This window comes from Inquilinus sp. YAF38 (assembly GCF_052113205.1).
In the GTDB taxonomy this organism is placed as follows: domain Bacteria; phylum Pseudomonadota; class Alphaproteobacteria; order DSM-16000; family Inquilinaceae; genus Inquilinus.
The window spans coordinates 70933-97402 of record NZ_JBFRCU010000015.1 but is presented as its reverse complement, the minus strand read 5'-3'; the positions used below and the strand labels follow the sequence as shown (position 1 = coordinate 97402).

Here is a 26470-nt window from a genome sequence, read left to right as displayed (position 1 = left end):
GCGCTTCGGATCATCAGTCGAACGGGCGGAAGCCTTCGCGGGCGAGGGCCAGGTCGTGGTCGTCGACCACGCCGTTGCCGTCGACGTCCAGATTGGTTGTCTCCCAGTCGCCGGTAGGGCCGGCGCCCGGCTTGACCTCCTGGACCTTGTCGGCGAGCTCGGCCTCGAGCGCGGCGATCCGGTCCGGGTCCGCGAACGGATCGGCCTTGAGATCGGCGATCCGCTCCTGCAGGGCGCGGATGCCCGTCTCCTGCGGCGTGCCGAAATTGGCCTGCATGGCGCCGACATCGGCGCTGTAGCCGAGCTCCTTGGCCAAGCCGACCAGGGTGGAGACACGCGCGCCGTGGTTGCGGAACGGCCCGTTGCCAACGGTCGGCGACCAGCCGGAGCCGATCAGTGCGGCGGTGGTGTCGTCGTCGAGCGAGATGGTGTCGACCTTGCCGGGCCGCTTGTCCCTGGCCTTGCCGCTGTTGCTAGGGGTGTCGTCGCCGTCCGCGGAGCTGGCGGAAGCACTGCCGCTGCTGTTCCCGTTGCCCTTGGACTTGCCGCCATCGCCCGGCCCGTCGCCGCTATCCCCGGAATTCCCGTTCCCGTTGCTGCTGCTCTTCCCGCCGCCGTTGCCGTTGTTGCCGCCTTTGCCGTTCCCGTTCCCGTTGCCCCCGCCGTTTCCATTGCCGCCGCCGTTGCCGCCGTCGCCCCCTTTACCGCTCCCTCCACCGTTGCCATTACCTCCGCCGTTGCTACCCCCATTCCCGTTGCCCCCGCCGTTTCCATTGCCGCCGCCATTCCCGTTTCCGCCGTCGCCCCCTTTACCGTTGCCTCCGCCGTTGCCGCCCCCATTCCCGCCGCCGTTGCCACCGCCATTTCCGCCTCCGTTACCGCCGCCATGGTCCTTGACGGTGAGGAACTGTGGCTTGGAGACGTCCTTGAGATCCCCCCAGGCGGCGGCACTCGCCGCGGTGGCATAAAGCAGTCCGAAAGCGGCCACGATGGGCAGCGTCGCTGCAGAACGGATACGCATGGAGATCTCCATAACCGTGATGCCGAGGCGGATCGCGACGGCCGGTCTCACACTTCTGACGCCCAGGACGCTGCAATCATTCCACGGAATCGCGCAAAAATATTCGTATCCGGGCGAGGACGACAGGCCTTGTCGCACGTTAATACACCGGTGCGGACGGATGAGCCGCAACAGTGGGGTGGTGGAATGTCCGATCCGGCGGAGCATGTGAGGGGGGCGCTGCTGGCCTCGCTGCCCCGGCTGCGCGCCTTCACCCGCGGGCTCACCGGCTCCGCCCCGGAGGGCGACGACCTGCTGCAGGCCACCTGCGAGCGGGCGCTGGAGCGGGCCCATCAGGCCGCCGCGGCCGTCACCCTGCAGGGCTGGATCTTCCGCATCGCCTACAATTTGCATCTCGACCGCCTGCGGGCCGGCCGCCGCCGCGGCGACATGGCCGAGCCGGTCGACCCGGACACGCTGCCGGGCGGCGACGCTGAGGCCGAGGTCGAGGCGTCGCTGATGCTGGCCGCGGTGCAGCGGGCGATCGACCGGCTGCCGGAGGACCAGCGCAGCGTGCTGCTGCTGGTCTCGGCCGGCGGCCTCAGCTATGCCGCCGCGGCCGATGCGCTGGACGTGCCGGTGGGCACGGTGATGAGCCGGCTGCATCGCGGCCGCCAGGCGCTGCAGCACCTGCTGTCGCGGCGCCCGGCCGCCGCGATGGCCCTGGCGGCCCGGCGATGAGGGAGGCGACCATGACGATCGACACCGACTGGATCGCCGGCTATGCGGACGGTACGCTGGACCCGGAGCGTCGCCGGCTGGTCGATGCGGCGCTGTCGCGCGACCCGGCCCTGGCTGAGACGCTGCGGCACGAACGCGAGATGGCCGCGCTGCTGACCTCCGCCTTTCCGCCCGTCGAGGAACCGCTGCCGCCGGCCCTGGCCGGGCTGCTGGCGCCGCGGCCGGCAGCGATGTCTCAGGCGCGGCGACGCCGCCCGGCTGTCCGCTGGCTTGGAGCGATCGCGGCCGCCGCGGCACTGCTCGCGGTCATCGGCGGCGGCTGGACCGCGCTGCGCGTGATCGACCGGCTGGAAAACCGGGTCGCCCGGATCGAGACGGCGGAGCAGATCCGCCTGGCCGCCCAGCAGGCGATCGACACCCGGCGGGCCGAGGTGCTGGAGCAGGCGCCGAACGGGGTCGAGACGCCGTGGCGCGACGGGCCTTCGACCGGCCGGGTCCGCCCGGTCTCGACCTTCATCGACGCTTCCGGCCGCTTCTGCCGCGAGTTCGTCGAGGCGGTCGAGGGGCCGGACGGCCCGCGCAACGGCGGCGGCATCGCCTGCCGCGTCGGCCAGCGCGACTGGCGCATCTGGTGGCCCGACGGCAAGGACAGCGGCCAGGCGCTGTAGCCCAGCCAGAAACAATCGGAGAACGGCACTCCAGCGAGGCCATCTCCCCATTTATATCATTGCCGGGCTTGACCCACGGCTGTCCGGTTGAGAAACAATCGCAACTAAAGCGTGTTTATCTCAGGCCAGCATTCTATTTAATTGTCATCCTCGGGCTTGACCCGAGGATCCAGGGGCTTTCAGAGCGGCTCTCCGTGGCCCCTGGATTGCCGGGTCAAGCCCGGCAATGACAATAAAGTTTAGTTCAGCGCTTAGATTTGCAACCCGAAAAGCTTAACCGGACAGCCATGCGACAAGCACGGGCATGACAGTTCGGGTATGCCGCTGCCAAGTTCCGCGACCCGTCTGTTCCTCGATGAATTCTAGTTCCCGACCGGCCGGGCGTCCGAGATGAAGGGGCGGTACTGGAACAGCCAAGTCTCGGATGCCACCTGGTCGCCGGCCTTGAGGAACAGCCGCATCTCGACCGGGTCGTCGCCATCGACCGCCAGGTCGAACTGGACCCGCCAATGGCCCGGCACGTCGTCCGGCACCGCCTCCATCAGGGTGTAGGCGGAGAAGGTGCCGCGCGAGGCCCAGAACACCGGCTCCGGCTTCACCCCGAAGGGCAGGTCTTTCAGCGGGCCGCCGAGGAACTCGACCATGAACTTGCGCACGCCTTCCGGGCGCGGCTGACCGGGCTGGCCGCCGCGGCCCAGACGGGTCGCCACCACCCGCGCCAGCGGCGTCGGGTATGGCTCGTCCGCCAGCCAGTGCAGGCGGTAGGCGAAGGGCAGCTCGTCGCCGGCCTTGGTCGGCGCCTCCGGGTGCCAGTAGGCGACGATGTTGTCGTGGATCTCGTCGTCGGTCGGTAGCTCGACCAGCTGCACCTGGCCGCGGCCCCAGTCGCCCAGCGGCTCGACCCAGGCCGAAGGACGCAGATGGTAGCGTACGCCGTCCTCGTAATGATCGAAGTTGCGGTCGCGCTGCTGCAGGCCGAAGCCGCGCGGCGACTGGTCGGAGAAGCTGGAGACGACGATCCGCGCCGGGTTGTTCAGCGGCCGCCAGATGTGCTCGCCGCCGCCGGTCCACATCGCCAACCCGTCGCTGTCATGCACCTCCGGCCGCCAGTCGATCGCGGTCTTCTTCACCGTCTCGGAGTACCAGAACATCGAGGTCAGCGGCGCCACGCCCAGCCGCTCGACCGGCTGGCGCAGGAACAAGGTGGTCTCGATATCCATCACCACGCCGGCGGTGCGGCGCATCAGGAAGCGGTAGGCGCCGGTCAGGCTGGGCCCGTCGAGCAGGGCGTAGACCGTCACCGCGTCGGCGTCGGAATTCGCCGGCTCGAACCAGTAGCCGATGAAGTCCGGGAACTCCTCCGGCCCGCCCGAGCCCGGGGTGACGGTGATGCCGCGAGCCGACAGGCCGACCTGGCCGAGCTCGCCCTTGGCGCGGAAATAGGAGGCGCCGAGGAAGGCCACCCAGGGCTCCTCGGCCTTCCAGTCGCCCTTGTCCTTGGCCTCCTGGATCCAGAAGCCGGCGAAGGCCGAGGGCTCCGGCGCCAGCTTGGCGGCCGGGCTGTCCGGGCCGACGGTGAAGTATTGCGGGTCGTAGGTGATCTCGCGCGCCGTGCCGGCGGCGGGGTCGACCGCATGCATCTTCACGGTCTTCGGGAAGAACCGGCCGACATGCTGGAAGGTGACCGGATAGGCGCCCGGCTGGCCGTCGCCGTACAGGGCGTAGTCCGGCTTGTACTTCAGCTTGCCATGGGCGTCGTAGTCGATCGACTCCACGGTCGCCGGGTCCGGCCGCGGCGGCGAGGCGTAGGGCGCGGYAGCGAGCGCCCGGGCCCGGCTCTTCAGCCAATCGTAGGAGAACGGCGCGGCCTCACCATAGCGCAGCCCGGCCGGCGGCGCCGCCAGGGCGGAAGCCCCTCCGAACATCCCGAACAACTGGGTGGCAGCGGCCAGCTTCAGCAAGCTACGGCGGTCGAGCATCCGTCTCTTTCCCTCGATGAGACATCGCGACCGCACCGCACCGCGCCGCGGCCGGTCGCCGCGAGGGTGCCGTCCGGCCGCTTCGCAAGGGCGCGACCATAGCAATCATGCCGCTTCGATGCCACTGGTGACCGTCTGGCCTTGCCCAGCCGGCCGGCATACTCTGCCCGCCCCCCGTCACACCGTCCGGATCCGACCGATGGACAGCCGCCTCGACCGCATGATCGCCCGCCTCACCACCCAGCGCCGAGCGCTGGAGCAGGCAGCGGAGGAGATCGGCGGCCTGCCCGGCCCGGTGCTGGAGATCGGCCTGGGCAAGGGTCGCACCTATAGCCATCTGCGCAAGCTGTTCCCGGAGCGCCGGATCATCGCCTTCGACCGCGACCTGCACGCACCGGCCGATGCGGCGCCGGCCGGCGCCGACCTGGTGCTGGGCGATTTCCGCGACACGCTGTCCGCCCTGCCCGGCCGGACGCCGTGGGTCCCCGCGGCGCTGGCCCATGCCGATTTCGGCAGCGAGGACCGCGCCCGCGACGCCGCCCAGGCCGGCTGGCTGGCCGGGCTGATCAACCCGCTGATGGCGCCCGGCGGCCTGGTGGTCAGCGACCGGCCGCTGCAGGCGCCACGCTGGACCGCCGTGGCTTTCGACGCGCCGGAGTGGCCGTATTTCCTCTGGCAGGTCGGCTGACGAGCGGCTGAGCCGCCTTCGCTTCTGCGGCATTATCCCGCACTGCAACACACCCATGCCGGATCGGGGCTGGTCCGAGCCGGCTTCGTCCTATCTTGTATACGGAATGCACGGGTTACCCGGGCAAGTTGCGAGAGTGTGATGAGCAAGACACGCCGGGCTAAGCCCGACTGGTTCATGATCGCCCTTCCCCTCGTCGCCCTCGCGGCGTGTCTCTGGCCCACACCGGGCGTCACCGGCGGCCCCCTGCACTGGGACTGGATCTCGACCTACGGCGTCTCGGTCGTCTTCTTCCTTTATGGCCTGACCCTGGCGCCGGAGAAGATGCGGGCCGGTGCGTCGCATTGGCGGCTGCACCTCCTGGCCACCGCCGGCACCTTCATCCTGTTCCCGGCCCTGGTGCTGGGCGCCGGCGCGCTCGGCAAGGGCTGGATCCAGCCGGAGCTGCTGCTGGGCTTCTTCTTCCTGGCAGTCCTGCCCTCGACCATCTCCTCCTCGGTGGCGATGACCTCGCTGGCCCGTGGCAACCTGCCGGCCTCGATCTTCAACGCCACCCTGTCGAGCCTGCTCGGCGTCGCGATCACGCCGCTGCTGATGGCCTGGTACACCCACAACCAGGGCGCGCCGATGCCGCTCGGCCCGGTGCTGCTGAAGGTGGCGCTGCTGGTGCTGCTGCCGATCGTGGTCGGCCAGCTGGTGCGGCCGCTGCTCAGCGCCTGGGCCCATCGCCACTACGCCCGGATCAAGATGGCCGACCGGGTGATCATCCTGGCGATCGTCTACGGCTCCTTCGCCGATTCGATGGCGTCCGGCATCTGGTCGCAGCAGGACCCGATCGTGCTGGTCGAGATCGTCATCGGCGTGGTGCTGCTGTTCGGCATCGCCTTCGCCGTGATGTGGGGCGTCTGCCGCCTGGTCGGCTTCGACCTGCCCGACACCATTGCCGCGACCTTCTGCGGCTCGAAGAAGTCGCTTGCCACCGGCGTGCCGCTGGCCCGGCTGATGTTCGGCACCTCGCCGCAGCTCGGCCTGGTGCTGGCGCCGGTCATGGTGTTCCACTTCTTCCAGCTGATGGCGGTCAGCGTCATCGCCGGCCGCCTCGCCGCCCGCCCGATGACCGATGCGGAGGTGCGCGACGCCACGAAGAAGGACAAGGCGGAGAAGTCGGCGCGCGGCCGGACGGCGCGGGCCGCCTGACGCCTTGGCTTTAGGACTTGTGACCTTTCCTCCGCCATGCGAGCCTCTCGGCATAGCATGATGAAGGAGGGGAAATTATGGCCCAGATCAGCCGCCGCACATTTCTGGCCGCTGCCGGCGCGGTCGCCGCAAGCGCCGCTTGGCTGCGGTCCGGCATCGCCGCCGCCACGATCACGCCGGGCGACGCCGACGTGCTGCTGGTCATCGACGTCCAGAACTGCTTCCTTCCCGGCGGCAGCCTGGCGGTCACCGACGGCGACAAGATCGTGCCGGTGATCAACGCCCTGGGCGCGCGTTTCCACAACATTGTCGTGACCCAGGACTGGCACACGCCGGGCCACATCTCCTTCGCCTCGGCGCATCCCGGCGCCAAGCCGTTCTCGACCACCAAGCTGCCCTATGGCGACCAGGTGCTGTGGCCCGACCACTGCGTCCAGGGCACGGCGGGCGCCGACCTGTCGGCCGCGCTGAAGCTGCCGACCGCGGAGCTGGTGATCCGCAAAGGCTATCATCCGACGGTCGACAGCTATTCCGCCTTCAACGAGGCCGACGGCACCGCCACCGGCCTGGCCGGATACCTGAAGGAGCGCGGCATCCGCCGCGTCTTCGCCGTCGGCGTCGCCACCGATTTCTGCGTCTGCTACAGCGCCATCGACGCCCGCAAGGCAGGGTTCGAGGCCTTCGTCGTCGACGATGCCTGCCGCGGCATCGACGCCGAAGGATCGCTGGCCAAGGCCTGGACCGCGATGACCGCGGTCGGGGTGCAGAAGATCGTCTCGGCCGACATCGCCTGACCCGGCCTCTCCCGCGGGACGATGTGCCCGCGGGAGGGCTCGACATCGTGAACCGGCGCGACTTGCCGCGCCCCGCGCTTTCCGACATGAAGGACGGATGCGAATCCTTCTGGTCGAAGACAATCCCGATCTCGGGGAGGCGGTGGAGAACCGGCTGCGCAAATCCGGCCATTCGGTGGAATGGGTGCGCGACGGGCTGGCCGCGGTCGAGGCCGCCGTACACGACGCCTTCGACGCCGTGCTGCTGGACATCATGCTGCCGGGCCAGGACGGTTTCGCGGTGCTGCGCGACCTGCGGCGGCGCGGCGTCGACGCCCCCGTGCTGGTCGTCACAGCCCGGTCCGAGATCGACGACAAGGTCGGCATCCTCGACCTCGGCGCCGACGACTACCTGGTCAAACCCTTCGACCTGCGCGAGCTGGAGGCCCGGCTGCGGGCCCTGCTGCGGCGGCCGGCGGGCCAGACCAGCAGCACGGTCTCGCACGGCAATGTCACGCTGGACCTGGCCGGCCAGGCGGTGACCGTCGCCGGCCAGCATGTCGAGTTCGGCCGGCGCGAGTTCCGCCTGCTGGAGATCCTGCTGGCCCGCGCCGGCCAGGTCGCGGCCAAGGACCGGCTGATGACCCAGCTGTTCGGCGACGAGGCCGAGGTGTCGGTCAATGCGCTGGAGCTGCTGGTCTCGCGCGTCCGCCGCAAGCTGGAGGGCGCCGATATCGACATCGTCACCCTGCGCGGCACCGGCTACCGGGTGCAGCCGCGCGGGGCGCGGGAGTGAGCCGATGACGGTTGCCAGGCTCTCCAGTACGAAGCGTTTGCCTCTCCCGCTTGCGGGACTTTTCAGAACAGCAATCCATCCCTTTATCGTCATTCCCGCGAAAGCGGGAATCTCTTTCCGATCCAAGCTTTACGAGATCCCCGCTTTCGCGGGGATGACGGTTTGGGAAATTCAGAAAAGGTCTCGCCTGCGGGAGAGACAATCTGTTCCTCCGCCCGCAGTCGTTGTCGCCGATCCCGCAGGCCGAACGTGACGAAACCCGGCCGCGCCTCGATCCGCCGGCGCATGCTGGCGCTGACCGTGCTGGCGCTGCTGCTGTCCGGCATCGGGCTGGTGGCCCTGATCCGCGACTATGCCCGCGGCGCCTCGGACAGCGCCTTCGACCGGCTGCTCGCCGCCTCCGCCTTCACCATCGCCGGCGCGGTGCAGATCGAGGACGGGGCAGTGACGGTCGAGCTGCCCACCGCGTCGCTGGCGATGCTCGATTTCTCCGACGACGACCGGGTGTTCTACGAGGTGGCGGCGCCGGACGGTGCCTTCGTCACCGGCTATCGCGACCTCGGCGCCGGGCTGCCGCAGGCGGCTTCGGCCACGCCTGATTTCACCGACGGCACCTACCACGGCGAGGCAGTGCGGATCGCCACGGTCGGCCGGCTGGTCTTCGTCGAGGGCAAGGCCGGCTGGGCCACCATCCGCGTCGCCGAGACCCGCGGCGCCCGCGCGGCGCTGGCATCGGAGATTCTGGGCCAGGCCGCCCTGCCCCTCGCCGCCCTCGGCCTGGTCGCGCTCGCCCTGGTCTGGTTCGGCATCCGCTACGCCTTCGCGCCCCTGGTGGTGATGGAGCGCGAGCTGCGTCGCCGCGCGCCGGAGGATCTGTCGCCGGTGCAGGTACCGGTGCCGGTCGAGGTGCAGCAACTGGCCGGGGCGCTGAACGACTTCATCGCCCGGCTGCGCAGCGTGATGGAGCGGGTCAGCGGCCTGGTCGCCGACGCCGCCCACCAGGTGCGCACGCCGCTGGCCTCGCTGCGGGCCCAGGCCGAGGTCGCTGTCGACGAGGAGGACCCCGCCAAGCTGCGCGACCGCGTCGTCCGCATCCATCAGAACGCGGTGCAGGCCAGCCATTTGGTCAACCAATTGCTGATGGACGCCACCGTGCGCCACCGGCTGGAGGCGCGCGAGGCGACGGTCGTGGCGCTCGACGCCATCGTCGAGGATGTCCGGCAGCGCCTGGATTTCGAGGAGGCCGGAAGGCTGGCCGTGGCGCTGGCGCCTGAGGCGGCGCGGGCCGAGATCAGCGGCGACCGCGTGGCCCTGCGCGAGATGCTGTGGAACTTGGTGCACAACGCCCTGACCCACGCGCCGGGCGGCGCGGTCGAAATCGAGGCGGCGGTCGAGCGCGGCCGCGCCGTACTCCGCGTCTCCGACCGGGGGCCGGGCATCCCGGCGGCGGAGAAGGACTTCGTGCTGGAGCGCTTCGCCCGCGGCGAGGGCAGCCGGGACCGCCCGGGATCGGGGCTGGGCCTGTCGATCGTCCGCACCGTGGCCGAGGCCCATGGCGGCACGCTGGCGCTCTTGGACCGGCCAGGCGGCGGGCTGCGGGTCGAGGTTACGCTGCCTGTCGTGGAGACCGCGCGGCGGCGGCTGCACGGACCGGCCGCCGCGCTGCTGCTGGCCGCGGCGCTGCTGGCGGGATCAGTCGAACCAGGCCGCGCCGCGCCCGGCACCACCGTCTACCCCGCCCCGGCCGGCGGCGAGCGGACGCTGACCATCCTGGGCGCCACCGACACTCCGCTCTTCGCCCGCTTCATCGCCGATTTCCAGGCGCTGCGGCCGGAGATCCGGGTGGTGTACCAGGAGACCGACACGCTGCCGATGTACCAGGCGGCGTCGAGCGGGCAGCTGTCGCCCGTGCCCGACCTGATGATCAGCTCCGCCCCCGACCTGCAGGTCAAGCTGGCCAATGACGGCTTCGCCCAGGCCTATGCCTCGCCCTGGCTCGACCGGCTGCCGCATTGGGCGCAGTGGCGGGCCGAGGCGATCGGCTTCACCTTCGAGCCGGCGGTGATCGCCTACAACCCCGACCTGCTGGCCGAAGCCGAAGTGCCGCGGTCGCATGCCGAGCTGATCGCACTGCTGGAGGCGCAGCCGGACCGGTTCCGCGGCCGGGTCGGGACCTACGATATTGCCGTCAGCGGGGTCGGCCACCTGCTGGCCAGCCAGGACGCGCTGATCTCCTCCAACTTCTGGCGGCTGGCCGCGGCCTTCGGCCGGATCGGCGCCAGGCTGAGCGGCAGCAGCGGGGAGATTCTGGACGGCATCGAAAGCGGCGAGCTGGTCCTCGGCTACAACATGCTCGGCTCCTACGCCTTCGCGCGGCAGGCGGCCGGCCGGCGCCTGGGCGTGGTGGTGCCGGAGGACTACGCGCTCGTCATGACCCGTGTGGCGCTGATCCCACGCGGCGCGCCGGATGCCGAGCTGGCCCGCGCCTTCGTCGACTACCTGCTGTCGCCGCGCGGCCAGGCCTTGGCGGCAGGCGTCACCGGCCTGGGCGCGATCATGCCCGACATCTCCGGCCCCTGGTCCGCCGGCAGCATCGCCGGCAAGACCGAGGGCGCGCTGCAGCCGATCCCGCTGGGGCCATCGCTGCTGGTCGCGCTGGACGAGCGCCGCCGTGAGCGGTTCCTGCAGACCTGGCGGCGCCTGGTCTCCGACGGCGCCGAGCCGATGACAGGACGCTGACAGGTTCGGCGGCTAGACTGGTCCCTGGAACCGGGCCGATCGCGATGCCCGGGCGCAAGCAACAGGCCAGGGGAGGTCCCGATGTCACCCGAGATGCCACAGCCCCGCGACCGGCGGCGGCCGATTCCGTCCATGACCAGCGGCCGATAAGCGACATCCTGTGCGGTGAGCGCACGGGGCGCTATGCTCTCGGCCAAAATCAAACCGACAAGGGGGAGACACTCATGAAGACATTCGCGATCGCCGCGCTGGCGGCCGTCCTGGCGCTACCGCTGGCGGCCCGGGCCAACGACTACACCATCATCGCGCCGGCCGCCCCGGGCGGCGGCTGGGACCAGACCGCGCGGTCGATGCAGCAGGCGCTGCAGGGCGAGGGCATCTCGCGCAGCGTCCAGGTCGTCAACGTGCCCGGCGCCGCCGGCACGGTCGGCCTGGCCCAGTTCGTCAGCCAGAACAAGGGCGACCCGAAGGCCCTGATCGTCGGCGGCTATGTCATGGTCGGCGGCATCATCACCAACAAGTCGCCGGTGACGCTGGCCGACGTCACCCCGATCGCCCGCCTGACCGGCGAGTATGAGGCGATCGTCGTGCCCAAGGACTCGCCGCTGAAATCGGTGCAGGAGCTGGTGGACGCCCTGAAGAAGGATCCGGGCGGCGTGACCTGGGCCGGCGGCTCGGCCGGCGGCACCGACCACATCACGGTCGGGCTGGTCGCCAAGGCGGCCGGGGTCGACCCGACCGAGATCAACTACATCGCCTATTCCGGCGGCGGCGAGGCGCTGGCCGCGGTGCTGAGCGGCCAGGTGACGGCCGGCATCTCCAGCTATGGCGAGTTCGAGCCGCAGGTGAAGGCCGGGGCGCTGCGCGTCCTCGCGGTCTCGAGCGAGCAGAAGCTGCCGGGTGTCGAAGCCCCGACGCTGAAGGAAGCCGGGCTGGACGTGGTGGTGCAGAATTGGCGCATGGTCGCCGCGGCGCCGGGGCTGAGCGCCGAGCAGAAGACCGCCGTCGCCGCCGATATCGAGAAGCTGGCCAAGTCGAAGACCTGGCAGGAGACGCTGAAGACCAAGGGCTGGACCGACACCTACCTGGCCGGCGACGCGTTCGACAAGCAGCTGGCCGCCGATATCGGCACCACCGGGCAGATCCTCAAAGACATCGGTCTGGCCGAATGAGCGCCGCCCCGGAGCAGCCCGCGCGGCGTCGGCCGGACTGGCCGGTCCTGGGGATCGCCGCGGCCCTGGCTGTCGCCGCCGCGGTGTTGTTCTGGGACGCCAGCCTGCTCAATGTGAAGGGGTTCGCGGCCCGGTTCGGGCCCGCGATCTTCCCCCGCCTGATCGGCGGCCTGCTGCTGATCATGGCGGCGTGGACGGCGGTCGCCGCCTGGCGCGGCGACCCGCCGCCGCGCGAGAAGGACGACCTGCCGCCGATCCTCTGGATCGTCGGCGGCCTGGCCGCGCAGATGCTGCTGCTGAACACGGCCGGCTTCTCGATCGCCACCGGCCTGCTGTTCGCCGCGACGGTGAAGGCGTTCGGCCGCGGCCCGCTGTGGCAGACCATCCCGATCGGCGTCGTCTTCGCCTTCGTGGTCTGGTTCATCTTCAGCACCGGGCTGGACCTGACCCTGCCGGCGGGTCCGCTGGAAAAGCTGTTCTCGTGATCGGGACCTGACGCATGGACACTTTCGGCTTCCTCGCCCAAGGCTTCGCCGTCGCCCTCCAGCCGATCAACCTGCTGTATGCCCTGATCGGCGTCACCCTGGGCACCGCGGTCGGCGTGCTGCCCGGCATCGGCCCGGCCCTGACCGTGGCACTGCTGCTGCCGGTCACCTACTCGCTCGACCCCGGCGGCTCGCTGATCATGTTCGCCGGCATCTATTACGGCGGCATGTATGGCGGGTCGACCACCTCGATCCTGCTCAACACCCCGGGCGAGAGCGCCTCGATCATCACGGCGCTGGAGGGCAACAAGATGGCCCGCGCCGGCCGCGGCGGCCCCGCCTTGGCCACGGCGGCGATCGGGTCCTTCGTCGCCGGGCTGATCGCCACGGCGGGGCTGGCCTTCATCGCGCCCGAGATCGCCAAGATCGCGATCTCCTTCGGCGAGCCCGAGAAGTTCGCGCTGATCATCCTGGCCTTCGTCACCGTCTCCGCCGCCTTCGGCGATTCACCGATGCGCGGCCTGACCTCGCTGGCCATCGGCCTGGCCATCGGCCTGATCGGCCTGGACGAGCTGAGCGGTCGGGCGCGGCTGACCTTCGGCAGCCCGGAGCTGCTGAGCGGCATCGGCGTCACCATCCTGGCGGTCGCCCTGTTCGCCATCGGCGAGGCCATGTCGGTCGCCGGCAGCCAGGGCCGCACCGAGGAGCATGTCGAGGCGATCCGCGGCTCGATCTGGATGAGCAAGGAGGACTGGAAGCGGTCGTGGAAGCCGTGGCTGCGCGGCACGCTGTTCGGCTTCCCGATCGGCGCCATGCCCGCCGGCGGCGCCGAGATCCCGACCTTCCTGTCCTACGCCACTGAGAAGAGGCTGTCGAAGCACCCCGAGGAGTTCGGCCATGGCGCCATCGAGGGCGTGGCCGGGCCGGAGGCGGCGAACAACGCCTCGGCCGCCGGCACGCTGGTGCCGCTGCTGACCCTCGGCCTGCCGACCTCGGCGACGGCGGCGATCATGCTGGCCGGGTTCCAGCAGTACAACATCCAGCCCGGCCCCCTGCTGTTCGAGAGCAACCCGGACCTGGTCTGGGGCCTGATCGCCAGCCTGTTCGTCGCCAACGCCATGCTGCTGGTGCTGAACCTGCCGCTGGTCGGGCTGTGGGTGCGGCTGCTGTCGATCCCGCGCCCCTGGCTGTATGGCGGCATCCTGGTGTTCGCCACGCTGGGCACGATCGGGTCCAACCCGTCGTCGTTCCAGCTGGGGCTGCTGCTGGCCTTCGGCCTGCTCGGCTACATGCTGCGCCGCTTCCACTACCCGATCGCGCCGGTGGTCGTCGGCTTCATCCTGGGGCCGATGGCGGAGCTGCCGCTGCGCCGGGCGCTGCAGAACAGCCGCGGCGACCCGATGATCCTGGTCTCCTCGCCGATCTCGATCACCCTGCTGGCGATCACCGTCCTGGTCGTGGTGGTGCCGCTGGTGCTGCGCCAGATGGGCAAGGGCCGGATCCTGGCGCAGCTAGCGGCCGAGGAGGATTGAGCCTAGGCCTGGGCGGCCAGAGCCTCGCCGATGGCGTAGAAGTGGCCGCCGGAAACATGGTGCAGGCTGCGCCATTCCGGTCCGGCGGTCTCGAAGTGCCATCGGCCGTCGCGGAACACGCGGGTGTCGGCCCAGGCGACGACGACCTCGCCGATGAACAGGTCGTAGGCCTGCTGGATGTGCGGCTCTGGAATCAGCCGGCACGCCAGCCACGCCGAGCACCCCGCGACGAAGGGGAGATCATGGCCGGCGAACTGGAACAGCTCGACGCCGACGCGATCCAGCTTGTCCGGCTCGGCGGCCAGGCTCCGGGTGCCGACTGCACGCGTCAGCTCGAGCTGGGTGGCGGTCGGGACCTGGATGACGAAGACGCCGCTTTCCTCGACCAGCACCCGCGTCCGGGCGATCTTGTCCAGCACCACAGTCAGCTTGGGCGGCGCGAAGTCGAGCGCGCAGGCCCAGGCCGCCGCCATCACATTGTCCACGCCGCCGGAGCGGGCGGAGACCAGCACCGTGGGGCCGTGGTTGATCAGCCTGGACGCCTTGTCGAGGGCGACGGGAGCAATGTGCGGGTCCATGCGCCGGATCACCCCTGCCCTGCCGCGATCCGCTGCCAGATCGCCAGCGGTGTCGCCGGCATGTCGATGTGGCGGATGCCCAGGCCCGACAGCGCGTCGACCACGGCGTTCATCACCGCCGGTAGCGACCCGGCGCAGCCGGCCTCGCCGCAGCCCTTGGCGCCCAGCGGGTTGGTCGCCGTGGGCTGCGGCCGGCTCTCGAAGGTGAAGACCGGCGGGGCGTCGGCGGCGCGCGGCATCTGGTAGTCGACGAACGAGCCGGTGGTCAGCTGGCCCTCGCCGTCATAGACCGTGCGCTCCATCAGCGCCTGGCCGACGCCCTGCATGACGCCGCCATGCAGCTGGCCCTCGACCAGCAGCGGGTTCACCACCGTGCCGAAGTCGTTGACCATGACATAGCGCACCACCGAAGTGGTGCCGGTGTCCGGGTCGATCTCGACCTCGGCGATATGGCAGCCATTCGGATAGGCCGACGGCGCCTGCTTGAAGACGTGGTCGACGTCGAGCGTATCCGGCACATCGGGCGGCAATTGCAGCCCCGCGGCCAGCCGGCCGGCCAGCTCCATCAGGCCGATGCCGCGGTCGGTCCCGGCCACGGTGAAGCGGCCGTCGCGGAACTCGACGTCGAAGGCGCCGGCCTCCAGCAGGTGGCCGGCGATCTGCCGGCCCTTCTCGATCACCAGCTCGCCCGCCTCCAGGATCGCGGCGCCGCTGGCCATGATCGATTTCGAGCCGCCGGTGCCGCCGCCCGCGATCAGCCGGTCGCTGTCGCCCTGGACCAGGCGGATGCGGTCCAGCGGGATGCCGAGCTTGGAATGCAGCACCTGGGCGAAGGGCGTCCAGTGACCCTGGCCATAGTCGAGCGTGCCGGTGACGATGGTGACCGTGCCGTCCGGCTCGAAATGCAGGCCGCCCATCTCGTTGGTGGGCGGCGCCGTGACCTCGAGATAGCAGCCGATGCCGCGGCCGCGCAGCTTGCCGCGGGCGGCGCTCTCCTCCCGCCGGGCGGCGAAGCCGTCCCAGTCCGCGGCCACGACGGCGCGGGCGAGCAGACCCGGGAAGTCGCCGCTGTCATAGGCCGTCCCTGCCGGCGTCTTCCAGGGCAGCTGGTCCGGCGCCACCATGTTGCGGCGGCGCAGCTCGACCCGGTCGAGGCCGAGCTCGGCGGCGGCGGCATCGATCAGCCGCTCCATGTAATAGTTGCCCTCCGGCCGCCCGGCGCCGCGATAGGCGCCGATCGGCACGGTGTTGGTGACGGCGCAGACCGTGTTCACCTCGACCAGCGGCGTGCGGTACATGCCGATCGAATTCTTGGCGATGTTGAGCGTGGTCATCATCGGTCCGACCTGGGAGACATAGCCCCCCAGATTGCCGTAGCCGGTGAAGCGGGTGGCGAGGAAGCGGCCCTCGGCGTCGAGCGCCAGTTCGCCCACCACCTCCATGTCGCGGCCGTGATGGTCGGAGACGAAGCTGTCGGAGCGCTGATCGGTCCATTTCACCGGCCGGCCGAGCTCGCGGGCGGCGTGCAGCAGGCAGATATATTCCGGGAACACCGCGCCCTTCATGCCGAAGGAGCCGCCGACATGGCCGGTGATCAGGTGGATCCGGTCGGGCGGCAGGCCCATCGCCTCGGCCAGGTTGTTGCGCTTGCCGAACACGCCCTGGCTCGGCGCATGGACGGTGAAGCGGCCGGTTTCGGAATCGAAAGCGACCACGGCCGCGCGCGGCTCCATGGCGTTGACGACGACGCGGTTGTTGAGGATCTCCAGCCGGGTGACATGGGCCGCCTTGGCGAAGGCCTCGGCGACCTTGTCGGCGTCGCCGAAATGATAGTCGAGCACCAGGTTGCCGGGCGCATCGGCATAGAGCACCGGCGCGCCGGGGGCGACTGCCTCGGCAACCCGCGTCACCGCCGGCAGCGGGTCGATGTCGAGCGCGACGGCCTCGGCAGCGTCGCGGGCCTGATGCGCGGTCTCGGCGATCACCACCGCGACCGGGTCGCCGACGAAGCGCACCTTGTCCTCAGCCAAAGCGTGGCGCAGCGGCGTCGTCATCGGCTTGCCGTCCCGGTGCTGGAACGCAATCACGCATTTCAGCGGGCCGTAGCCCATCGGCGCGAGGTCGGAAGCGGTGTAGACCGCCAGCACGCCCGGCATGGCGCGGGCCGCCTCGGCATCGATGCCGGCGATGACGCCATGGGCGTGGGGGCTGCGCACGAAGGCGGCATAGGCCTGGCCGGGCAGGCTGACATCGTCGGTGTAGCGGCCCTCGCCGCGCAGCAGGACCGGGTCCTCCATCCGGGACACGGGCTGGCCGATGCCGAATTGCAGGGCGGCGGAATCCTCGGCCTTGAAGACGTCGTTCATCGGCGGAGCCTCGATCGCTGCGGAAGGAGCCAAGGCGTCACGCTCGATGGCGAGGCGTCGGCCATGGCTCTCGAGAAAGGTTATCCAGACTAGGGGCAGGCCCCGGGATGAGAGGCGCCGTTTCGGCAACGCTCCCCCCAGTCGGGCGCAGGCCTCACCAGGATAGCGGCCCGGGCGGGACAATCAACCGCCCTGATCCGGCTATTTGGACAGTTGCTGGGCGATCTCGCCGATGCGGGACTCCGCGTCGCTGACGACACGGAACTCCACCCGGCGCGACCGGTCGGGCTCCTCGGCGCCGCTGCCGTCCAGCACCGGGCGGCTCGAGGACATGCCGACCGCGACGAGCGTATGCCGCGCCCAGGATTCAACCGGTGCGACATCGCCCAGCCCCAGGCAGTATTCCAGCACCGATCGCGTCCGCTCCTGCGACAGCCCCATATTGAGGAAATAGGCCTCCCTCGCGGGGGTGCTCTGGCGCCATTCCGACGAGGTATGCCCCTCGATCCGGATCTCCGCGATCGTGTCACGGCGATCGTTCAGCAGGTGCAGGAACCGGGGGCAGAAATCCGCGAGCGTTCCCTTGAACGCCGGCGTCAGGCTGGCGCGGCCCTGGTCGAACAGCACATCGGGGGCCAGGAAGCGGAACACGGACCCGTCATCGTCGATCTCCGCGTTCCAGCGCGACAGGTCCTTGCCGAACTCCCCCTTCAGCGCCTGGCCGATCCTGCGATTCGAATCCTCCCAGGACTCGGTGATGCCGCGGACCGTCTCGACCAGATCCGCGTTCCTGGCGATCCTGGCGATGTCCTCGGCGGTGATCTCGCCGTTCCGCTTCTTCGCCGCGATCCCCCGCACCAGCTCGATGAAGTTGTCGATCTCCTTCCGGTCCATCCCGGCCGTCGCCTCCAGGATCGGACGCGCCTCCTCCTTCTCCGCCAGCAGCGCCGCGATCCTCTCGTCCCGGCTGCGGACGACCTGTTCGAGACCGGCGATGCGGTCGAGGACGACTCGCACGCTGTCCCGCGACCCGGCGTCGACCAGCAATTGCTGGACCTGCCGCAGCGCGGCCCGGTCGCCGGACTGGCGGGCCAGCAGCAGCGCCAGGGACAGAACCAGCACGAAGGACAGCAGCAGGAAGAACTCGGCCACGGTCAGGCCGAGGATCACGCCGCGGCGATAGGACCGCCGATCCGAAAGCGGCAGGCTCGGCTTCGGCTGATCATAGATCATGAGCGCGACCACCAGTTCCGCGGCGGCGCCGGCTCACCCTCCGCATCCGCTCCCCGGTCGATCCGGCCACCGAGCTCGCGGAGCGCCTGCGCCATCGCCGTCGCATCCTCGCGCCCGGCGGCGCGGGCCGCGCTCATCGCCTCGGAATGCTGGACCATGGTGTCGCGCAGCCGCCCCAGATCGGTCCGCAGCAGCGAGAGCTGGGTGACGAGGGTGCCGGACAGGTCGAACGCCTGGGCGTGCACGCGGCCGGTCTCGTCGGCGAAGCGCCCGGCCAAGGCGCCGGCGCGCCGTGCCGAATCGTCCAGCGTCTTGGTGAACGAGCCGGCAGCCTTCTTCAGCTCGCCGGCAGATGCGGACAGCTGCTGGGCCAGCTCATCGGCGCGGGACCGCAGCGCCTCCGTCGCCCGCCCGATCTCCTGCCCCCCGGTCGCGAGCGGGACCGCCAGATCAACTGACACGCGTTCCGCAATGGACAGGATTTCCTGTCCGAGCGTCTCGCCATAGCGCTCCAGCGCCTCGCCCTGCTGCTTGAGCGTGAGCTCGGCCCCTTCCCGGAGGATCTGGGTCATCTCGGTCCGGAAGTCGTTCAACTGAACGATGATTCCCCGAAGCTCGCCCTTGAGCATGGACGCCGCCTCGACCAATTCGAGGCGGGCCTCGCGCTCGACCTCCACCGGATCGCGCCGGATCTGACTGACCATGACCCGGAGGAAGATCCCCAGGATCGTCGACAGCAGGGCGATCCCGAAATTCGACAGCAGATTCTCGATCAGCCGGTCGTCCTGGACGGACGCCACCTGATACAGCGCCATTCCCAGGCTGGTCAGGGTGTAGAGAAAGCCCAGATAATAGACATTGTCGGCGACGATATCTTCGCGGATCTGGGCGATCTGGACGCCCAGGCAGATCACGACGTAGCCGATCATGCATGTCGCGATGCACAGGCTGATCACCCATTGCTTCGCATCGTAGATCTTGAGGCCGACGATGAGGCCGGCGCCCAAGGCAAACGCAGCCGCGAACAGGAACTTGTCGGCCGCGGCGGAGACCTGGTGCTGGAACGCACGACGCGGCGCGGGCGAGCCGTAGGTCATCCGAATATCCTCACGATCCTCGATATGCTGGCGCCTTCATCGGCGAAGAAATCCGTCCAGAACGCGATGTGATCCGCGTTCTGGCGCCGCTCCTGGTTCGCCCGGCTGACGTACAGAATCTCCACATCGACGTCCCTGAGATCGCTCTTCAGCGATCGATAGGCATCCGTCCTGGCAAAATCGCCGAAGGCTTTGGCGCTGTTGTATTGGGACAGCTTCTGGCTGTACTGGAGCATGTCGGAGACCAGGACGAGCCGCTTCGGCAGCGGCTTCTTGTCGGGATCCCCGAACTCGGTGACGGCGACCGACTGGATCGTCTCCATGATCGGCGACGACGTTCCCTGCCCGGCTGCGACCAGGCTGCCAAGAAGGTCCTGAAGGGGCGTATCGAAGGCCTCCCGCCACCGTTTCTCCACCAGGGCGGGGTTCGATGTCAGCTGGCTGAGCCCCTCGCCCCGGCCGGGATTGCACAGTGACAGCGATGCCCGGGGCGGCTGCTCCGGCGTCGATTTGACGGGATAGATCGCGACCAGCCAGCCGCGCGGCAGCTCCTCGCGAAGGCCGCGCAGCTTGTTGAGGACATCGAGGCGCTGCACCGGCGAGAGCGTATCGGTCGTGTCGATGAGGACCGCCGCCACCCCGGTCGGCCCTTCGGCCGGGCAGAGCGTCACCGGGTCGATCTTCGGGTTGGCGCTGGCCGCCGCCATGTAGATCCAGGCGCCGCCGGCGAACAGGGCGCAAGCCACCGCCGCGATCAGGCCGGCCTTCCAGAGGCCCTCGGATTCCGATCCGCTACGTCTTTTCCGCAGGCGACGGCGTCTCGCGACCATCATTCAGTCCCCTGGCGCTCAATCCCCTGGCGAACCGGCTGATCCGCTCATATTCGCCGAATGTCGACTCGAACTCCGCCAGCAGTTCCGCCGTCCGATCCGAAAGGATGGCGTCGGCCCGCTCGGTGAGGTTTCCCAGCTCCGCCCGCCTCGTCGACGCTTCGGCTTCGCCGGCCACCGGCTCGACCTTCGACAGCGAGATGGGTCTTGCGAAATAGGCCGGCGCGGGAGAGGAACGGTGCCGGGTGTTGGTCTCCCGATACCGCCCGATCAGGGCGCTCGCCGCCTGCTGGGTCTGCTCCAGGAAGATCGGCAGGGCGAGCCGCAGATGATCCCGGTAGTCGGACGCCTGGATGTAGTTCCTGATCCGCGACGCGATATCCGCGCGGGCGCCCTTGATGGTTTCGAGCACCTCGTCCTTGGTGTCGCGGAGCTCCTCCAGCAGGCTCTCCTTCTCATGCGCGTAGTCGGCGATCGAACGCTCCCAGCGCCGCCACACGTCGCCGAAGCCGGGATACGGGTCGTCCCAGCCATAGCCTTCGATCCAGGCCACCGTGGCGAAGGCGAAGCCGACGAAGACGAGGATCCACGAGTTGAAGATCGTCAGGCCCAGCGGGTCCGCCCAGAACTGGCCGGCCGCCTGCCGGGTTGCGGCCTCCCAATTGACTAGCCCCGCGACCTCCCGGAAATGCGCCACGAAGAGATTGAAGCCGATCGCGAAGACCAGGAACGCCAGGAATATGATCGCTCCGACCGTCTTCCTGATCAGGTTCCGGTGATTGACCTGGATGGTCATCCTGCCGAACAGAAACGAGAAGAAAATATTGACCGCCGCGATCGTACAGGCGGTGAACACGCCGCCGATCAGGCCGAGCTCGTTCGACTCCATGAAGAAGCTGCCATTGATGATCGACTCCGCGGCCAGCATCAGGAAGATGATCGCCCGCATGACGTGGCGCTTGGCGGATGTCGGCAGATGGGCGGTCCGGTCCAGGCGATGGCGATCGCGGAACCGCTCCAGCTCTTCCCGCAGCAGCTTCAGCCTTTCGCCCTGAAGATACAGGTGATCCGTGCCGATATGGACCCGCTCCCGCAGCGCCGATATGCCGTTCGAGATCGAGATGTCGATTTCGGAGACTTTGCCTTCGACATCCAGGCCGTTCATGCGGTCCGCATAGACCCGCATCTCGCTTTCATAAGCAGTCAATCCGACTCTTCGGACGTCCGAGACCTCGTCGATAATTCGGGATTCCACGACATCCAGGTCGGCGGCGTCGGTCTGCGGCAAGTTCTCCTTGCCTCTCCGCTCCGCCTCCGCCTCGAGATCCAGCCTGCGCGCGATGGAGTCGCTGCTGATCGAGGGGAACACCGTGGTCGTAGCATCAATATTGCTCGGCGCCAGATTCAGAACAGCCGTCAACGACTTTAGTGGCGATCCCATCACCCGACTCAAATCTGCTTACCGTATGGACAGAGATATCCCCTGTCGCAGAGGGTGCGTCAATCGCGCCCTCGCTCCGGCGCGCACGCCGCCCTGCCCGACGCGGTCCGGCGGGTCGCCGAATTGGCCGATGCGGTGCTGGACGGTGGTGGCGCGGTCGCCTGCGCGACGCACATCACCATCCCAGGCGCCGACCGGGATTCCCGCCTTGGCATCTTCGGAGGGCGACTCGCCGATGCGCGGCCGACCTCGCTGGCCGTCAGCCTGATCGGCCTGGATGAGCTGAGCGGCGGGGCACGGCTGACCTTTGGCAGCCCGGAGCTGCCGAGCGGCGTCGGCATCACCGTCCCGGCCGTCGCCCTGTTCGCCATTGGCGAGGCGCTGTCGGTGGCTGGCAGCCAGGATGGCGGAGCTGCCGCTGCGCCGGGCGCTGCAGAACAGCCGCGGCGACCCCATGGTCCTGGCGTCCTCGCCGATCTCGATCACCCTGCTGGCGATCACCGTCCTGGTCATGGTGATGCCGCTGGTGCTGCGCCAGATGGGCAAGAGCCGCATCCTGGCCCAGCTGGCGGCGGAGGAGGATTGAGAAGGACGGGCGCGAGCCTTCCGGTCGGACAGTGGGCTCGCGTCACTCCGTCAAGAAACCCCTTGCGACCTCGAATCCCCCCGAGCAAACCAGCAGAAGAGCGCTTGCGGTAATCGCCCCATACTTAACCTGTGGCCATTTCAGAACGACTGCACTCCGGGCCACTAACGATAAGCCGACAGCGATTGTGAAACCTAGCCCGAAGCCATCGGCAACGCTTTCAGTGCTCTCGTAGAATTCCCACCCGCCGAGAAGTGGCATTATGACACCAAGACCCAATGCGAAAGCAGCAACGACATAGCTCCCATCCGGGTTCGCTTCCGCGAACCACAGGTAGCAGCAGTCAACAAACCAGATGAAAGACGGCACGGCCCACAGCAGAGCCCCGACGACATTGGGCTTCGGTCCATGGATAAAGAGGTAGACCAGCGGCACCAAGAACGCGATGCGAGTGCCCAAGCCGACAAAAAAAGTCAGGTAGCACCGGATCCGGCTGAGCCTGGAAGGACCGCTCCCTTCCACCACCTCAGTGCCGAGGGTTTGGCGCATGTCCAGCGCGCTGAGAACGCCCCCCAACAGGCCAAAGATCACTTGAGCGCAGCCGRCAGCAATCTCCATTCCGCCCAGAGTGGAGATCGTGAGGCTCTTTCGGTCCCGCGGCTGCGGTCCTGGAGGCAATGGCGAGACCTTGGAGGCATAGGCCGGCTCCCGGCTCAGCAGTCCCAGTGCGAAGCCGGTCGGTATCGCCGTCACGAGAGCGAACAGGTCCATCATGCTGAGATCCCGCTTGGTCGCCCAACGGTAGAAGTCCGAGATATACGGAATTTCAATTGTTTTGGTCATCGCGTCATAGATTGCCGTCATGACCGCCTGCAGCAGATCGACCGCGAAATCCGCGACTATCTTGCCAAGCTTGATCGCCATATCCGTTGCGCGATGCAGAATTTCCAGAACCGCGGCAAAGCCGCGTGCCAGTATGCCGGGACTGGATTGGAAATCGAGCATCTCCCGAAGGCTATCGATCGTCTCCTTCGCCTTGTCAGACAGTGATTGCTCCAACTGGCTGGCGAGGGCATCGAATTTCGTCCGAATATCCTGCCCAAGTTGAATGTCCGGCCAGGCAATAAAATCCGTCGTTGCACGCAAAACCGAAAGTCCGCCCGAGCTTTCCGGAAGGACATTGTCCTGAAATTTGCCCAGCAGCCAGTTATCCTGGGCGGAACCGACAGCGGAGTTTTGTTTACCCGAATTCTCGGTTTGGGCGCCAAGCGGAGTCTGCATGCCCAGCTTAGCTTCGGCACTTGCGAAAGCCTGATCAACCTTATCCGCGGCATTATCAAACCAGGAGTCCAGCGCGGCCTTCAAGCTCGCGAAGGAAATCCCGTCGCGCCCCGTGGCCAATGACGTCCAGGCGTCCGTCATCTGGTCGCGGATCTGGTCATGCAGGTCGACAATCTTCCCCCAATCGAACAGGAAGCTGACCGCCTCGACCACCCGATTGATGGCAGTGGCGATCTCGTTGAAGACGCCCTGCACCAGCAGCGTGGCCTGCTCGATCGTGCTGATCACACCCTCGACGAAGGCCTCACCGAAGTGGATCGTTGCCTTGGCCCCGGCGGCGACGGCCTCGATGACCACGCGCGTCACCTTGGCCACGCCGGTTACGACGTCGTTCCAGAAGTCGTCCCAGTCTCCCAGCGCCGCCCTGTCGATCAGCACCGCAGCCGCATCCCGCGCCTCGTCGACGCTCAGCAGCCGGAAATGCGGCTGGCCCGCAGACAGGTCGAAGGAGAAGGATTGGTCGCAGACCACGCGGCAGCCGGGATCGCTGGCCGGCATGCAGCAAGCCACCGCCATGTCGCAGGCGGGATCGCAGTACATATTCCCGGCGTCGCGCTTGCGGGCATTGGCCATCGACGCCTGAACCATGCCCGCGGTCTGGTTGATGGCGCCTGTGGCGGCCTTCAGGCGGTCGTCATCGTCTCTGTACTCGCTGGTGAGGACGGCTTCTTCGTCATAGCCCTTCGCCCCCTTCAACTGCTCCTTGCTGATGGTGGCCAATTGCTGCTGCAATTGGCCGTGCGGCCGGATCACGAAGCGCATGCGCGCGTCCATGAATGGCGATGTCAGCAGCAGCTCGGGTGCCGTCAGCCCCTGGTGAAATGTGTTGTCGTCATCGAACGCACCGGCGTCGACCGCGACGCGGAGCCGGCCCGCCCCGTCGGTCTCGACATCGACGAACTCCGTCCGCGACACGCGCGTCCTGCGCCCCTGATAAGCCACGGTCGTGGGCCTCGTCGCGGTCAGGCGCACCGGCTGCATGGCGCGCGGCGAGCCGTCCTTGTCGAACAGAGCCACCTCGACCTGGAAGTTCGGCGCGGAGGTCGTGGCGCCGACGCCCTTGCTGAAGTCGAAGTCCCGGATCAGGTTCGTCTCGGCATAGTATTGGTGGATCACCTCGTCCAGGCGGACGGCGGCGACGCCGAGAATATCCCCGTAGATCAGGGCGCCATCCTGGTAGCCTACAAGGATGAGCGAGGCTTCGGTCGCATAGGTCACGACGGTGCCCGACGTGGCGGCCGTGTCGATCATGGAGATCCCCTCGGCCGAGCTGTAGAACAGCACGCCACTGCCGTTCATGATCGGGATGTAGCCCGGATTCCGCGCCGGCGCGAAGCTGCGGCGCGACGCGCCCGTCGCCACATCGATCGCCTGCACGGCGCCGCCGAGCGCGACATAGCACAGGCCGCCATTCAGGATCGGCAGGGCGTCGGCCGTGGCGCCGAGCGTGATCGGCTGTCCGTTCGGGGTGACCGGTGTCAGGCTGCCAACGTCGCTGACAACGGCATAGACATAGAGAGATTTGCTCGTGGTGGCGAAGCACAGCCGCGCGCCGTCGCAGAACACTGATCCGGGTTGGCCGTCGACCTTGATCGATTGCTGCAAGGTCAGCGTCGCCGCGTCGAGCACCGAGATGCTCCCTCCCGAACCCTTATCGAACACCGGCACGTAGACAAGTCCATTGGCCACGGCCGGGTAGCCGGCGACGATCGCCCCGGGGCCGGCGCTGTAAGGTCCGATCAGGCTGCCGTCCGGCGCCATTCGGACCACTCCGATCGAGCCGGCGGAGAACACCGATCCCTCAACGCCCGCCAGCCAATAGTGGTCGAGTTTGACAGCCTTGCGTTCGACGGATCCCGTGGCGGGATCGATGAGACACACGCCCCCTTCCTGGGCCACGACCGCGAGCTTGTCCCCATAGGGTCGGATCTTGGCCGGGAAGAATCTGTCGGGGAACACATACGGATGCGGCCCGGCATGGCCCGAGATGAGGTCAAAGGACACCACCGAAGAGCCCTCGATCACCCAGCACCGACCGAAGGCGATGCATCCATCGGTCGGGGCCGACCTGGTCGCGGCCCCCCAGTTCACGAGCGGGGAGCGGCCCTCACCCAGTGGCCGGCCCCAGTGATAGCGCCCGTCCCGGGTCTGGCGCGCGACCAGATAGGGGTTGCCGTCGTCATTCTCCCCCGCTCCCAGGCCCACCAGCTCCAGTTCGCCCGGGTGGCTTCTGTCGTTTCCCGGGCCGCTGGCCACGACCAGCGCCCGATAGGTCAGCATCGGGTCTCCCAGCGCACCGGTGAAATCATGGCTCGGGTCGTGCCAGGAGCCCCCTTTGTCCTGCCAGGCGGCGATGAAGGCCTTGCCGTCCGTACCCAGGCAGATGATCTGCAGGTCGCCGTCAGCTCCGGTGTGGGCCGTGACCGCGGTGTAGGGCCGGTTGTTGATGCCGACGCGGCCGTCATCCCGCTTCCGGACCTGCCATTTCTCCTCCGAGTCCAGCCATGCCGCCAGGTACAGCTTCTGGTCGGTGCCCAACCCGACGACCTGCAGGTTGTGCCTATCGCCCACCGCGGCGGCCAGCGCCGTGTATCGGTGCTTCGGATCTCCGATCCCCCTGATGGTATTGTTCCAACTGCCGTCGCGACCTTGCCAGGCGGCCTGATAGACCTGCCCGTCGGCGAGGGCAAGCAACTGCAGATTGCCGGAGCCGTCGATCGCCGGAAGGATCGCGGTATAGGGCTTCCGAGGCCCAACGATGCGAGTGCCGTCCGGATGCCAGGCCCCGTTCTCGTCCTGCCACACGACGACGTAGATGGACCCGTCGGTCCCCAGGCCGAACACCTGGAGAAAACCGTTGCCGCCACGATGGGCCGCCACGGCCCGGTAATGCCGCCCCGTCCCACCCAGGGGGCTGATGAGCGATCCGGGCGGCCGGTTCCAGTTGCCTTTGTCGTCCTGCCATGCGGCCAGGTAGATCTGCTGGTCGGCCCCCAGGCCCAGCACCTGCAGATAGTCGCGGTTGCCGTTGCCCAGGGCGACGGCCGAGAACGTCCCTGTCTGGAACGCCAGCGCGTTCTTGCCCGGCACCGTCCACGCGCCGGTGGCGTGCGACTGCCAGGCGGCCAGGCTAAGGCTGCCATCGGTCCCGACGCCGATGAGCTGCAGGTTCTGGCTGTTGCCCTGGTGCAGGGCTAGGCTGGCGAAAGGCGGGAACGGGCTTGGCAT

General features: G+C 68.6%; 20 protein-coding genes and 1 pseudogene. 12 read left to right on the top strand and 9 right to left on the bottom strand.

Going from position 1 to position 26470, the window contains the following annotated elements:
- Positions 1-13 precede the first annotated feature (13 nt).
- On the bottom strand, positions 14-1228 hold the full coding sequence (locus tag AB4Z01_RS09655) for a hypothetical protein (protein WP_441692767.1): 1215 nt from the start codon (positions 1226-1228) through the stop codon (positions 14-16).
- Here AB4Z01_RS09655 and AB4Z01_RS09650 point away from each other — a divergent pair.
- Complete coding sequence (locus AB4Z01_RS09650; protein WP_441692764.1) at positions 1208-1741, top strand: RNA polymerase sigma factor; 534 nt, start codon at positions 1208-1210, stop codon at positions 1739-1741. The genes AB4Z01_RS09655 and AB4Z01_RS09650 overlap by 21 nt on opposite strands.
- 11 nt (positions 1742-1752) lie before the next feature.
- Entirely contained in the window at positions 1753-2409 is a 657-nt protein-coding gene (locus AB4Z01_RS09645; protein ID WP_441692762.1) for a hypothetical protein, read from the top strand.
- A gap of 362 nt (positions 2410-2771) precedes the next feature.
- Here AB4Z01_RS09645 and AB4Z01_RS09640 read toward each other — a convergent pair whose 3' ends face one another.
- Positions 2772-4388: a glucan biosynthesis protein gene (locus AB4Z01_RS09640; protein ID WP_441692759.1), complete on the bottom strand. Its 1617-nt coding sequence runs from the start codon at positions 4386-4388 to the stop codon at positions 2772-2774.
- Between the two features lie 199 nt (positions 4389-4587).
- Between AB4Z01_RS09640 and AB4Z01_RS09635 the strand changes: the two genes are divergently transcribed.
- The 8 genes from AB4Z01_RS09635 (at position 4588) to AB4Z01_RS09600 (ending at position 13770) form a co-directional block, all read left to right on the top strand.
- Positions 4588-5076, top strand: a complete 489-nt coding sequence (locus AB4Z01_RS09635; RefSeq protein WP_441692756.1) for a class I SAM-dependent methyltransferase — start codon at positions 4588-4590, stop codon at positions 5074-5076.
- A 141-nt stretch (positions 5077-5217) separates the two neighbouring features.
- Entirely contained in the window at positions 5218-6273 is a 1056-nt protein-coding gene (locus AB4Z01_RS09630; protein ID WP_441692754.1) for a bile acid:sodium symporter family protein, read from the top strand.
- A 77-nt stretch (positions 6274-6350) separates the two neighbouring features.
- Positions 6351-7067, top strand: coding sequence for a nicotinamidase (locus AB4Z01_RS09625; RefSeq protein WP_441692751.1), 717 nt, complete (start codon positions 6351-6353; stop codon positions 7065-7067).
- A 97-nt stretch (positions 7068-7164) separates the two neighbouring features.
- Positions 7165-7842: a response regulator transcription factor gene (locus AB4Z01_RS09620; RefSeq protein WP_441692749.1), complete on the top strand. Its 678-nt coding sequence runs from the start codon at positions 7165-7167 to the stop codon at positions 7840-7842.
- Positions 7843-8091: 249 nt separating this feature from the next.
- Positions 8092-10581, top strand: a complete 2490-nt coding sequence (locus tag AB4Z01_RS09615) for a sensor histidine kinase (RefSeq protein ID WP_441692746.1) — start codon at positions 8092-8094, stop codon at positions 10579-10581.
- A 224-nt stretch (positions 10582-10805) separates the two neighbouring features.
- On the top strand, positions 10806-11753 hold the full coding sequence (locus AB4Z01_RS09610) for a Bug family tripartite tricarboxylate transporter substrate binding protein (RefSeq protein WP_441692744.1): 948 nt from the start codon (positions 10806-10808) through the stop codon (positions 11751-11753).
- Entirely contained in the window at positions 11750-12238 is a 489-nt protein-coding gene (locus AB4Z01_RS09605; RefSeq protein ID WP_441692742.1) for a tripartite tricarboxylate transporter TctB family protein, read from the top strand. Before AB4Z01_RS09610 ends, AB4Z01_RS09605 begins: the two co-directional genes overlap by 4 nt.
- Positions 12239-12252: 14 nt before the next feature.
- On the top strand, positions 12253-13770 hold the full coding sequence (locus AB4Z01_RS09600) for a tripartite tricarboxylate transporter permease (protein WP_441692739.1): 1518 nt from the start codon (positions 12253-12255) through the stop codon (positions 13768-13770).
- Positions 13771-13772: 2 nt separating this feature from the next.
- Here the strand turns inward: AB4Z01_RS09600 and AB4Z01_RS09595 are convergent, their stop codons facing one another.
- The 6 genes from AB4Z01_RS09595 to AB4Z01_RS09570 all read right to left on the bottom strand — a co-directional run bounded on the left by AB4Z01_RS09595 (position 13773) and on the right by AB4Z01_RS09570 (position 21294).
- Complete coding sequence (locus tag AB4Z01_RS09595; protein ID WP_441692738.1) at positions 13773-14348, bottom strand: flavin reductase family protein; 576 nt, start codon at positions 14346-14348, stop codon at positions 13773-13775.
- A gap of 8 nt (positions 14349-14356) precedes the next feature.
- Complete coding sequence (locus AB4Z01_RS09590) at positions 14357-16714, bottom strand: xanthine dehydrogenase family protein molybdopterin-binding subunit (RefSeq protein WP_441692737.1); 2358 nt, start codon at positions 16712-16714, stop codon at positions 14357-14359.
- A gap of 201 nt (positions 16715-16915) precedes the next feature.
- Complete coding sequence (locus tag AB4Z01_RS09585; protein WP_441692735.1) at positions 16916-17947, bottom strand: OmpA/MotB family protein; 1032 nt, start codon at positions 17945-17947, stop codon at positions 16916-16918.
- A complete protein-coding gene (locus tag AB4Z01_RS09580) occupies positions 17944-19044 on the bottom strand; it encodes a hypothetical protein (protein ID WP_441692733.1) in 1101 nt (366 codons plus the stop codon). Before AB4Z01_RS09580 ends, AB4Z01_RS09585 begins: the two co-directional genes overlap by 4 nt.
- The gene (locus AB4Z01_RS09575) at positions 19041-19874 is read right to left on the bottom strand and encodes a hypothetical protein (protein ID WP_441692732.1); all 834 of its coding nucleotides are present in this window, start codon (positions 19872-19874) and stop codon (positions 19041-19043) included. Before AB4Z01_RS09575 ends, AB4Z01_RS09580 begins: the two co-directional genes overlap by 4 nt.
- Positions 19837-21294, bottom strand: coding sequence for a hypothetical protein (locus AB4Z01_RS09570; RefSeq protein ID WP_441692731.1), 1458 nt, complete (start codon positions 21292-21294; stop codon positions 19837-19839). The genes AB4Z01_RS09575 and AB4Z01_RS09570 overlap by 38 nt, the downstream gene beginning before the upstream one ends.
- 75 nt (positions 21295-21369) lie before the next feature.
- Between AB4Z01_RS09570 and AB4Z01_RS09565 the strand changes: the two are divergent.
- Both AB4Z01_RS09565 and AB4Z01_RS09560 read left to right on the top strand, forming a co-directional pair.
- Positions 21370-21660: pseudogene (locus AB4Z01_RS09565) on the top strand (hypothetical protein); the annotation flags it as partial.
- A gap of 58 nt (positions 21661-21718) precedes the next feature.
- Positions 21719-21901 (top strand): hypothetical protein, encoded by a 183-nt coding sequence (locus tag AB4Z01_RS09560; RefSeq protein WP_441692791.1) that lies wholly within the window; start codon positions 21719-21721, stop codon positions 21899-21901.
- Between the two features lie 42 nt (positions 21902-21943).
- On the opposite strand, the gene AB4Z01_RS09555 is transcribed toward AB4Z01_RS09560, so the two are convergent.
- Positions 21944-26470, bottom strand: a complete 4527-nt coding sequence (locus AB4Z01_RS09555; RefSeq protein WP_441692730.1) for a hypothetical protein — start codon at positions 26468-26470, stop codon at positions 21944-21946.